The sequence below is a fragment of the Streptomyces muensis genome, from assembly GCF_021474425.1.
GTDB classification, from domain to species: Bacteria; Actinomycetota; Actinomycetes; order Streptomycetales; family Streptomycetaceae; genus Streptomyces; species Streptomyces muensis.
Map to the genome: position 1 here is coordinate 1 of NZ_JAKEIP010000255.1, position 11,655 is coordinate 11,655.

The 11,655-nt window shown below is 69.7% G+C and carries 8 protein-coding genes and 1 riboswitch; of the genes, 6 read left to right on the forward strand and 2 right to left on the reverse strand.

Translation table 11 applies throughout. From position 1 onward, the window contains the following. Positions 1-369 precede the first annotated feature (369 nt). A complete protein-coding gene (locus L0P92_RS36165; RefSeq protein ID WP_234767294.1) occupies positions 370-756 on the reverse strand; it encodes a PRC-barrel domain-containing protein in 387 nt (128 codons plus the stop codon). A 134-nt stretch (positions 757-890) separates the two neighbouring features. Then, positions 891-987, forward strand: a riboswitch (glycine riboswitch). Positions 988-1,163: 176 nt separating this feature from the next. On the opposite strand from L0P92_RS36165, the gene gcvP reads away from it, so the two are divergent. Beyond that, positions 1,164-4,049, forward strand: a complete 2,886-nt coding sequence (gcvP, locus tag L0P92_RS36170) for an aminomethyl-transferring glycine dehydrogenase (RefSeq protein ID WP_234767295.1) — start codon at positions 1,164-1,166, stop codon at positions 4,047-4,049. 611 nt (positions 4,050-4,660) lie between these two features. On the opposite strand, the gene L0P92_RS36175 is transcribed toward gcvP, so the two are convergent. Beyond that, a complete protein-coding gene (locus L0P92_RS36175) occupies positions 4,661-5,584 on the reverse strand; it encodes an HAD family hydrolase (RefSeq protein WP_217206409.1) in 924 nt (307 codons plus the stop codon). 131 nt (positions 5,585-5,715) lie between these two features. On the opposite strand from L0P92_RS36175, the gene L0P92_RS36180 reads away from it, so the two are divergent. The 5 genes from L0P92_RS36180 (at position 5,716) to L0P92_RS36200 (ending at position 11,507) form a co-directional block, all read left to right on the forward strand. Then, entirely contained in the window at positions 5,716-6,006 is a 291-nt protein-coding gene (locus L0P92_RS36180) for a glutaredoxin family protein (RefSeq protein ID WP_234767296.1), read from the forward strand. 299 nt (positions 6,007-6,305) lie between these two features. After that, a complete protein-coding gene (locus L0P92_RS36185) occupies positions 6,306-7,088 on the forward strand; it encodes a redox-sensing transcriptional repressor Rex (protein ID WP_234767297.1) in 783 nt (260 codons plus the stop codon). Beyond that, positions 7,085-8,848, forward strand: a complete 1,764-nt coding sequence (locus L0P92_RS36190) for a glutamyl-tRNA reductase (RefSeq protein ID WP_234767298.1) — start codon at positions 7,085-7,087, stop codon at positions 8,846-8,848. The genes L0P92_RS36185 and L0P92_RS36190 overlap by 4 nt, the downstream gene beginning before the upstream one ends. After that, complete coding sequence (gene hemC, locus L0P92_RS36195) at positions 8,845-9,804, forward strand: hydroxymethylbilane synthase (protein ID WP_234767299.1); 960 nt, start codon at positions 8,845-8,847, stop codon at positions 9,802-9,804. Before L0P92_RS36190 ends, hemC begins: the two co-directional genes overlap by 4 nt. Next, positions 9,801-11,507 (forward strand): bifunctional uroporphyrinogen-III C-methyltransferase/uroporphyrinogen-III synthase, encoded by a 1,707-nt coding sequence (locus tag L0P92_RS36200; protein WP_234767300.1) that lies wholly within the window; start codon positions 9,801-9,803, stop codon positions 11,505-11,507. Before hemC ends, L0P92_RS36200 begins: the two co-directional genes overlap by 4 nt. Positions 11,508-11,655: the final 148 nt, after the last annotated feature.

Consider the following 11,655-nt stretch of genomic DNA (forward strand, 5'->3'; position numbering starts at 1 on the left):
AGGTGACGGAGGGGGGCGTGGGGGACATGCCTGTGGCTCCCGGATAGCAGGGAGGGCGGCGCGCGGGTTGGAGAGGTGGGCGCGCGTGGCATTGTCGGCCCGGGTGACGTTTTCGGGGGTTGGGTTACTTGCCCGCGCCGGCGGGGTGCCGCCGCGCCCACCCGTGCCGCCCCAGCGGCACGACTGCCCGCAGCTAGGTGCGGCTCGGGAACTTGGGCCGCTGGCTGCTTCAGGGCGTCCGGGGTTGCGTTCGTTGAGGTGCCTCGCCTCGGTGTGGTGCGAGGGCATCAAGGCTCGGTGCGCGGTTCCCCGCGCCCCTGGGTGGGGGTGCGGGCCGTCGGTTGTGGCTGGCCGACGGGGCTGCAACCCCTAACCGCGCGTGTCTTCTGGGGTTTCCTGGCCTGCGACGTTGCCGAAGTCTCGGTCGGGGGGTGGGGGTGGAGAGGCTACGTCGAGGCCGTAGTGGTGGTAGAGCTGGAGTTCCTGTTCGGGGGAGAGGTGGCGGCCCACGCCGAAGTCGGGGGCGTCCTTGATCAGGGCGCGGTCGAAGGGGATGTGGAGGCTGCCCTCGACCAGTTCGCTGGGCTCCAGGGGGACGAAGGCGTCGCGGGAGAACAGGCCGGTGCGTATCGCGGCCCATTCCGGCACTCCGGTCGCGTCGTCGAGGTAGACCTCGTCGATGGTGCCGATCTTGGTGCCGTTGCGGTCGAAGGCCTTGCGGCCGATCAGATTGCGCGGATCGATGTCGGTCTGCACGGGCCCTCCACTTGTTCGCAACTCATCCGAGAGCAGTAGTAAGCAGTCGTAAGCACTACGAAAAGGCAGATTGGTGAGCGCGGCCACTCGAAGGTCCGTGCGTTGACCCCGCTGGTAGGCTGGCTAGCGGCTGCTGACCCCGTGCGGGAGAGTCCTCCGGACACCATCCGGAGGCGCCGAAGGAGCAAATCCTCCCCGGAATCTCTCAGGCACACGTACCGCACGGACGAGGTCACTCTGGAAAGCAGGGCGGGTGTCGACGGCTTCCGCTCTCACCGACGGTGAAAGCCGGGCGCTCTGTGGTGACCCGGTGAAGCTCTCAGGTTGAGATGACAGAGGGGGAGGCCGTCCGGGTACCCGCGCCGTGGTGCCCCTCGAAGGTCGTGTCAGACCAGGAGGCCTCCGTAATGACCGCCCATCGCATTCCGCTCTCCGAGCTCGAACAGGGGATCCCTTTCGAGCAGCGTCATATCGGTCCTGATCACGAGGCTCGGGCCAAGATGCTCGCGCACGTCGGGTACGGCTCGCTCGACGAGCTCACCGCCGCCGCCGTGCCGGATGTGATCAAGAACGCCGACTTTCTTGATCTGCCGGGGGCACGTACCGAGGCCGAGGTGCTCGCCGAGCTGCGGTCGCTCGCCGATCGCAATCAGGTGCTCGATTCCATGATCGGGCTCGGGTACTACGGGACCTTCACGCCGCCGGTCATCCTGCGGAACGTCATGGAGAATCCGGCCTGGTACACGGCCTACACGCCGTATCAGCCCGAGATCTCGCAGGGGCGGCTAGAGGCGCTGCTCAACTTCCAGACCATGGTCGCCGATCTGACCGGGCTGCCTACCTCCGGTGCCTCACTGCTCGACGAGGGGACCGCCGCGGCCGAGGCCATGGCGCTGTCCCGGCGCATGGGCAAGAACAAGAAGGGGCTGTTCCTGGTCGACGCGGATGTGCTTCCGCAGACCATCGCCGTGATCGAGACCCGGGCCGAGCCCACGGGGGTCGAGGTTGTCGTCGCCGACCTCAGTGGTGGGATTCCGGCCGACGTCGCCTCCCGTGAGATCAACGGCGTGCTCCTTCAGTACCCGGGTGCCTCCGGTGTCGTACGGGACATCAAGGCCGTCATCGAGCAGGCCCACGAACTCGGCGCGCTCGTCACCGTCGCCGCCGATCTGCTCGCGCTCACGTTGCTGAAGTCGCCCGGTGAGCTCGGTGCGGACATCGCGGTCGGGACGACGCAGCGGTTCGGTGTGCCGATGGGCTTCGGCGGGCCGCACGCCGGCTACATGGCCGTACACGAGAAGTTCGCGCGCAGCCTGCCCGGGCGGCTCGTCGGGGTGTCCGTGGACGCGGACGGGAACAAGGCGTACCGGCTGGCCCTGCAGACGCGTGAGCAGCATATTCGGCGGGAGAAGGCCACCAGCAACATCTGTACGGCTCAGGTGCTGCTCGCGGTGATGGCCGGGATGTACGCCGTGTACCACGGACCCGAGGGACTGCGCGGCATCGCCCGGCGCACTCATCGGTACGCCTCCGTCCTGGCCACCGGGCTCGCTGCCGGCGGGGTCGAGGTCGTGCACGGCTCCTACTTCGACACGCTGACCGTCCGGGTGCCGGGGAAGGCCGCCGAGGTCGTCGCCGCGGCCCGGCAGAACGGCGTCAACCTGCACCTCGTCGACGCCGACCACATCTCCGTCGCCTGCGACGAGACCACGAACCGGGCCCAGCTGGGCGCCGTATGGACGGCGTTCGGGGTCGAGGGGGACATCGAGGCGCTGGACGCGGTGGCCGAGGACGCGCTGGCGGGCGGGCTGCTGCGGAGCGACGAGTACCTCACGCACCCCGTGTTCCACCAGTACCGTTCCGAGACCGCGATGCTGCGCTATCTGCGCAGGCTCGCCGACCGGGACTACGCGCTGGACCGGGGCATGATCCCGCTGGGGTCCTGCACGATGAAGCTGAACGCGACGACCGAGATGGAGCCGGTCACCTGGCCGGAGTTCGGGCAGCTGCACCCGTTCGCGCCCGCCGAGCAGGCGCAGGGCTATCTGACGCTCATCCAGGAGCTGGAGGAACGTCTCGCCGAGGTCACCGGCTACGACAAGGTGTCGTTGCAGCCCAACGCCGGGTCGCAGGGTGAGCTGGCCGGACTGCTCGCCGTACGCGGGTACCACCGGGCCAACGGGGACGAGCAGCGGACCGTGTGTCTGATTCCGTCCTCCGCTCATGGGACCAATGCGGCCAGCGCGGTGATGGCCGGTATGAAGGTCGTCGTCGTCAGGACCGCCGAGGACGGTGAGATCGACGTCGAGGATCTGCGGGCGAAGATCGAGAAGCACCGGGACGAGCTGGCGGTGCTGATGATCACGTATCCGTCGACGCACGGTGTGTTCGAGGAGCATGTCGCCGACATCTGCGCGCAGGTGCACGAGGCCGGTGGGCAGGTGTACGTCGACGGAGCGAACCTCAACGCCCTTGTGGGGCTTGCCAAGCCCGGGCATTTCGGCGGTGACGTCTCGCATCTGAATCTGCACAAGACCTTCTGCATTCCGCACGGCGGTGGTGGTCCGGGCGTCGGGCCGGTCGGGGTGCGGGCGCATCTGGCGCCGTATCTGCCGAACCATCCGATGCAGCCTGCCGCCGGGCCGGAGACGGGTGTTGGGCCGATCTCGGCCGCGCCTTGGGGTTCCGCGGGGATTCTGCCGATTTCCTGGGCTTATGTGCGGCTGATGGGTGGCGAGGGGCTCAAGCGGGCCACGCAGGTGGCTGTGCTGTCCGCCAACTACATCGCCAAGCGGCTGGAGCCGCACTATCCGGTGCTCTACACCGGGCCGGGTGGGCTTGTCGCGCACGAGTGCATCATCGATCTGCGGCCGCTTACCAAGGCGACCGGGGTGAGTGTCGACGATGTGGCGAAGCGACTCATCGACTACGGGTTCCATGCGCCGACGATGTCGTTCCCGGTGGCGGGGACGTTGATGATCGAGCCGACGGAGTCCGAGGATCTGAGCGAACTCGATCGGTTCTGTGAGGCGATGATCGCTATTCGGGCGGAGATTGAGAAGGTTGGGTCGGGGGAGTGGCCTGCTGAGGACAATCCGTTGCGGAATGCTCCGCATACTGCGGGGGCGCTTGGTGGGGAGTGGGGGCACGTTTACAGCCGGGAGGAGGCTGTGTTCCCGGTTGGGGGGTCGGTTGCTGACAAGTACTGGCCTCCTGTGCGGCGGATTGATCAGGCGTTTGGGGATCGGAATCTGGTGTGTTCTTGTCCGCCGATGGATGCCTATGAGGGCTGACGTGTAGGTGTGTGGAGGGGCTCCGTTCCGGTTGTTCGTGGCCGGGGCGGAGTCCAGGGTTTCGCCCCCGCCGCCCCTACCCGTCCCATCCCTTGAAGGGGCTCCGCCCCTTCGACCCCGCCAGGGGGCTGCGCCCCCTGGACCCCGCTGTCGGCCTTCGGCCTCGTCCTCAAACGCCGGACGGGCTGAAAATGCCTGGGGCGGTGCTGAAAAGTGACTGTGGGTAACTGTGGGCTTGAGGGCGCGACGGTCGTGTCTGGTGGTCGACGGACGAAAGGGCTGAGGTGTAGGCGTGTCACGGAGACGCGCAGAGGCCGGTGTCAGGACGCGGGACCCGCTGACCCTACGTCCGGCACCGGAACGAGGACGGATACCTCCCGGCGCGGCCCCGACTCGCCCACTGGCTGTACCGCGTTCCGTGCCTCGGAAGGTCGCCGCAGGCGGCGCCAGTCGATCCGCCCACCGGTCGTAGCGTGCCTCCCGTGCCTCGGCTGACCGTTGCGGGCAGTGCCGCGCGGCTCGCCGCTCGGCTGTAGCGCGCTTCCGTGCCTCGGAAGGCCGTCGCAGGTAGCGCCCGCCGGTCGTAGCGTGCCTCCCGGGCCGGTAGGCCGTTAGCGGCGGCGTCTGTGTAGGGCGATTGCTGCTGCTGTGCCGCCGGCTACTGCTCCTACGCCTGCTGCTGCGGGGATGCCGACCTTGGCTGCCTTGCGGCCTGTGCGGTAGTCGCGTAGGCGCCAGTCGAGCTTGCGGGCGTGTTTGCGGAGCTTGGTGTCGGGGTTGATGGCGTAGGGGTGGCCGACGAGGGAGAGCATCGGGATGTCGTTGTGCGAGTCGCTGTAGGCGGCGCAGCGGGAGAGGTCCAGGCCCTCCGCCGCGGCCAGGGCGCGGACCGCCTCCGCCTTGGCCGGGCCGTGCAGGGGCTCGCCGACCAGCTTGCCGGTGTAGACGCCGTCGACGGATTCGGCGACGGTGCCCAGGGCGCCTGTCAGGCCCAGGCGGCGGGCGATCACCGTGGCGATCTCCACCGGGGCCGCGGTCACCAGCCAGACCTTCTGGCCCGCGTCCAGGTGGGCCTGGGCGAGGGCCCGGGTACCGGGCCAGATGCGCTCGGCCATGTACTCGTCGTAGATCTCCTCGCCGATCGACTGGAGCTCGGCGACGCGGTGGCCCTGCACGATCGACAGGGCCGAGTCGCGGGCCTCCTGCATGTGCTCGGGGTCCTCGACCCCGGCCAGCCGGAACCACGCCTGCTGCCAGGCGAACTTGGCGAGGTCGCGGGTCTCGAAGAACTTCCGCTTGTACAGGCCCCGCCCGAAGTGGAAGAGGGCGGCGCCTTGCATCACGGTGTTGTCCAGGTCGAAGAAGGCGGCGGCCTTCTCGTCGCCGAGTACCGGGAACTCCGGCTCGGCGGCCTCGGAGACCTCCGTCGCTTCCTGCGACGATTTCCGCGCTGCCTCCGCCGAAGCCTCGCCAGCCAACACGCTCCGCGCCGTGGCGGAACGCCTACGGGGAGTGAGCCATCCAAGAGCGGCCATGACCGTGAGCATAGCCAGTTTGTTCGGTGCTTCCGGAGTCGAGAGGTTTGAAGGTTGTGAACTCTCCGCGACCGCGCAGTTAAACAGCGTGGTGGAGCAGCGGCCGGGCCTCCGCGTGGCGGCGCGCGAGAATGGCTGACATGAGCCCTCTTTTTCGTCGCGCCGCAGCCAAGTCCCCGCAGGACCGGCTCGTCACCCTGATCGGGAAGCCCGACTGTCATTTGTGTGATGACGCACAGATCGCCGTCGAGAAGGTCTGTGGGGAGCTGGGGGTTCCGTGGGAGGTGAAGGACATCACTCAGGATCCCCAACTCCACGACCAGTACTGGGAACAGATCCCCGTCGTCCTGGTCGACGGAGCCCAGCACACCTTCTGGCGTGTGAACGAAGATCGCCTCCGCAAAGCACTGACCGGCCGGTGACCGAGTACTGACCGGGTAGTCCAACTTTGCCGAAAACGGCTTAGGATCGACGGCGACTTGGTCTCGGGGGCGGGGATCGTTGAGGAGAGTGTGCGGTTTTGCCCCCAAGAGATGAGGAACGGTGGTGCGTATGCGCCGGTTCCAGACCAGTGCGCCGGGCGTGCGTGAGCCCGGTCACGTTGGGCGGGCAAATCGGACACCATCTTTGTGCACGCGTTCACAAAGACATAGCCTGCATTCGACGGGGCGGTCTGGGCACGACTGACCGCCGGCAGTCCCGCTCTACCCGCAGGAGCACCGTGGCAACTGGCCGAACTCACCGACCGGCGACCCGTAGCCGAGGGATTCCCGAGGCCACCGTCGCCCGGCTTCCGCTGTACCTCCGAGCCCTGACCGCACTGTCGGAGCGCTCGGTACCCACGGTCTCCTCCGAGGAGCTCGCGGCCGCGGCGGGGGTCAACTCCGCCAAGCTGCGCAAGGACTTCTCGTACCTGGGGTCGTACGGCACGAGGGGTGTCGGCTACGACGTCGAGTATCTCGTCTACCAGATCTCCCGCGAGCTGGGGCTCACCCAGGACTGGCCGGTTGTGATCGTCGGTATCGGTAACCTCGGCGCCGCGCTCGCCAACTACGGCGGGTTCGCGTCTCGTGGGTTCCGGGTGGCCGCTCTTATCGACGCCGATCCGGCGATGGCCGGGAAGCCCGTCGCGGGAATCCCGGTGCAGCACTCCGACGACCTGGAGAAGATCATCCAGGACAACGGCGTGTCGATCGGTGTCATCGCCACCCCCGCCGGTGCCGCCCAGGCCGTCTGCGACCGCCTCGTGGCCGCGGGCGTCACCTCTATCCTGAACTTCGCGCCGACCGTCCTGACCGTTCCGGACGGCGTCGACGTGCGCAAGGTGGATCTGTCGATCGAGCTGCAGATCCTCGCCTTCCACGAGCAGCGCAAGGCCGGCGAGGAAGCCCACACCGACGGCACCGGACCGGCGGCCGCCGTCACCCGCGAGGGGGCCGACGACTCCGCGCCGTCCGCCGACAAGGGACCCGACGGGGACGTACCCGCCGTGATGCCGGCATGAGTCTCCTCGTCGTGGGGCTGAGCCACCGCAGCGCCCCGGTCAGCGTCCTGGAGCGCGCGGCGCTCGGCGCGGACGCCCAGATCAAGCTGCTGCAGGACACGGTCGCCGCCGAGCCGGCCACCGAGGCCGCGGTGCTCGCCACCTGCAACCGCATCGAGCTGTACGCCGACGTGGACAAGTTCCACGCCGGTGTCGCCGAGCTGTCCACGCTGCTCGCCCAGCACAGCGGGGTGGGGCTCGACGAGCTCACGCCGTACCTGTACGTCCACTACGAGGACCGGGCCGTCCACCACCTGTTCTCCGTGGCCTGCGGGCTCGACTCCATGGTCGTCGGCGAGGGGCAGATCCTCGGGCAGATCAAGGACTCGCTCGCCAAGGCGCAGGAGCTGCACAGCGCCGGGCGGCTGCTGAACGACCTGTTCCAGCAGGCCCTGCGGGTCGGCAAGCGCGCCCACTCCGAGACCGGCATCGACCGCGCCGGGCAGTCCCTGGTCACCTTCGGCCTGGAGCAGCTGTCCGCCGGTGCGGCCGTGGAGGACTGGGCGCGCGGCAAGAAGGCCCTGGTCATCGGCGCCGGTTCGATGTCCTCGCTGGCCGCGGCCACGCTCGCACGGGTCGGGGTCGGCGAGATCGTGGTCGCCAACCGCACCTACGACCGCGCCGAGCGCCTCGCCGCCCTGCTCGTGGAGCAATACGGACAGGGCCTGGCCGACGGCACGGACGTGCCGGCCCGCGCGGTACCGATGGACTCGGTGCCGGTCGAGCTGACACGTGCCGATGTCGTCGTCTCCTGCACCGGCGCCACCGGGATCGTCCTCACGGCGGAAGAGGTCGCCGCGTCGGTGGAAGGCCGTACCGGTCAGCCGGTCGCCTTCGAGGAGGCCGCTGACAGCGTTCGTACGGCCGCCAAGACGCCGGCCGCCAGGAGCGCCGCCGACGCCACCGACGTACGGCAGACCCCGCTGCCGCCCACCAGCGTCGGCACCGACGAGGACTGCCCGCTGGATCTCGGCTCCGTGCAGGGAGGTTTCTCTGTCATGGGGGAGGCCGCCGTCGCCGGGATGGACGCGGCCACGCTGGAGCAGCACGCGAGCTGGGCCGCGGGCAGCGCCGTCGACCGGCGTGAGGCCGCCCGGCGCAGCCCCGAGGCCGACGCCGAGCTGATCACCGCGCTCGCCGCGACCGTGGCCACCGTCGGCCGCATCCCCGAGCGCCGCAAGCCCGAGCCGGTCGCCGGGGCGCACCGCCCGACGCCCGTCCTCTCGCTGCTCGACCTCGCCATGCCCCGGGACATCGACGCGGCCGTGCACCGGCTCGCCGGGGTGCGTCTTGTCGACATCGAGTCGCTGGCGGAAGCTTCCGCCGACGCGCCGATGGCCGCCGACGTCGACCAGGTCCGCCGTATCGTCTCCGACGAGGTCGCGGCCTTCGGGGCGGCGCAGCGGGCCGCGCACATCACGCCCACCGTCGTCGCCCTGCGCGCGATGGCCGCCGATGTCGTGGCGAACGAGATCGCCCGGCTCGAAGGGCGGCTGCCCGGGCTCGACGACAAGCACCGCAGCGAGATCACGCAGACCGTGCGGCGCGTCGTCGACAAGCTGCTGCACGCGCCGACCGTACGGGTCAAGCAGCTCGCGGCAGAGCCAGGCGGCGCGGGGTACGCGGATGCCCTGAGGACCCTGTTCGACCTCGACCAGGAGACGGTGGCCTCCGTCTCCCGGGCCGAGGACAGCACCGAGAAGAACCGAGGCCCACGATGACTCAAGCGCCACTACGGCTCGGCACCCGGCGCAGCAGACTCGCCATGGCCCAGTCCGGGCAGGTCGCGGACGCCGTGAGCCGGCTGACGGGACGGCCCGTCGAACTCGTCGAGATCACCACGTACGGCGATGTCTCGCGCGAGGCCCTCGCGCAGATCGGCGGCACGGGTGTGTTCGTCACCGCGCTGCGGGACGCGCTGCTGCGGGGCGAGGTCGACTTCGCGGTGCACTCCCTCAAGGACCTGCCGACCTCGCAGCCCGAGGAGCTGTCCCTCGCGGCCGTACCCGAGCGGGAGGACCCGCGCGATGTGATCGTCGCCCGGGACGCCCTGAAGCTCACCGACCTGCCGCGCGGCGCGCGCATCGGTACGGGTTCGCCGCGCCGGATGGCACAGCTGAACGCGTACGCGCGCGGACACGGGCTGGATTTCGAGACGGTTGCGATCCGTGGGAACGTCGATACACGGATCCGGTATGTGCGCGATGGTGAGCTCGATGCGGTGGTGCTGGCCGCGGCCGGCCTGCGCCGCATCGGCCGCATCGACGAAGTGACCGACTTCCTGTCGGTCGACACGGTTTTGCCCGCCCCCGGCCAGGGGGCACTGGCGATCGAGTGCACCGCGGACAACGCGGACCTCATCGCCGCGCTCGGCGAGCTCGACGATCCGTTCACGCGGATCGCCGTGACCGCCGAGCGATCACTGCTCGCCGCCCTGGAGGCCGGCTGCTCCGCCCCTGTGGGCGCGCTGGCCGACCTTCTGGCCGACGGGCAGATTGTCAAGGAAATGCGCCTGCGCGGCGTCGTCGGTACGACCGACGGCACGCGGATGGTGCAGCTGTCCACCACCGGTCCCGTGCCCGAGACGCACGACCAGGCGCTTGCGCTCGGTCGCGAACTCGCCACCGAGATGCTTGCCCAGGGCGCGGCCGGTCTGATGGGGGAGCGAGCACATTGAGCCCCACCACCCTTCCCGCCGGCCTTGAACACGGGCACGTCACCTTCCTCGGTGCCGGACCCGGGGATCCGGGGCTGTTGACTCTGCGCGCCGTGGAGGCGCTGGCGAACGCGGACGTACTCGTCGCCGAGCACGAGGTGCTCGACGTGGTACGCGTGCACGCCAGACACGGTGTCGCCGAAGTGCACACGGACACGGGTCCCGATTCGGACGCCGCTCCGGGCACAGGCACGCCTCAACTAGCGGTTGTTGACGGTGCGTCAACGACCGCTGCGCTACCCGCGGTGCGGGATGCCGCACATCTTGTCATGGAGGCCGCGCGGGGCGGCAGGCGGGTCGTGCGTGCGGTGTCCGGGGATCCCGGGCTCGACGCGTACGCCGCCGAGGAGATGCTGGCCTGTGCCGCGGCGGGCGTGCCGTTCGAGGTCGTGCCCGGTGTCGCCGCGGCCGTGGGCGTGCCGGCGTATGCCGGTGTGCCGCTGCGGGACGCGCAGGGCGCGGACGTGCGGTTCGTGGACGCGCGGACGGCTTCGGATCGTTGCTGGACCGAGGTCGGGGCTTCGGACGGGACCGTTGTCGTCTCGACGACGCTTGACGCCGTGGGTGCGGCCGCCGGTGAGCTGGTGTCCGCGGGGCGGAAGCCCGATACGCCGCTGACGGTGACAGTCGCCGGTACGACGACTCGGCAGCGGACCTGGACCGCGACGCTCGGGACCATCGCGCAGACGTTGAAGCAGGCCAAGGTGCTGCCCTCGCCGGAGGGCGGGCGGCCGGTGATAGCCGTGGTCGGTGAGCGTTCCGCCGCTGCTCAGCGTGATCAGCTGTCGTGGTTCGAGTCCAAGCCGCTCTTCGGGTGGCGGGTGCTGGTGCCGCGGACGAAGGAGCAGGCCGCTTCGCTCTCCGACCAGTTGCGGTCGTACGGGGCCGTGCCGCACGAGGTGCCGACGATCGCCGTCGAGCCGCCGCGGACGCCTCAGCAGATGGAGCGGGCCGTGAAGGGGCTCGTCACCGGGCGGTACGAGTGGATCGCCTTTACGTCCGTGAATGCGGTCAAGGCCGTGCGGGAGAAGTTCGAGGAGTACGGGCTCGATGCTCGGGCCTTTGCCGGGATCAAGGTCGCGGCGGTGGGGGAGCAGACGGCGAAGGCGCTCATCGCCTTTGGGGTGAAGCCGGATCTTGTGCCCAGTGGGGAGCAGTCGGCTGCGGGGCTGCTTGAGGACTGGCCGCCGTATGACCCCGTTTTCGATCCGATCGACCGGGTTTTCCTGCCTCGTGCCGATATTGCGACCGAGACTCTGGTGGCCGGGCTCATCGAGTTGGGCTGGGAGGTCGATGACGTCACGGCCTATCGGACCGTGCGGGCCTCGCCGCCGCCGGCGGAGACGCGGGAGGCGATCAAGGGGGGTGGCTTCGATGCCGTTCTCTTTACGTCGTCGTCCACTGTGCGGAATCTGGTGGGGATCGCTGGTAAGCCGCACAACGTGACGGTGATCGCGTGTATCGGGCCTGCTACGGCCAAGACCGCTGAGGAGCATGGGCTTCGGGTGGATGTGATGGCTCCGGAGCCGTCTGTGCACAAGTTGGCGGAGGCGTTGGCGGAGTTCGGGATGCGGCGGCGGGATGCGGCTGTGGAGGCTGGGGATCCGGTTACTCGGCCGAGTGAGCGGAGGCCGGGGGCTCGGCGGCGGCGGTCCACGACGTAGGTGGGCGGGGGGTGGTTTCGCCCCCGCCGCCCCTACCCGTCCCATCCTTGAAGGGGCGCTGCCCCTTCGACCCCGCGGGGGGGGGGGGGGGCCGCGCCCCCCCCCCCCCCGCCCGCGCCCGCGGCCCGCGCGGCCCCCCCCCCCGCCG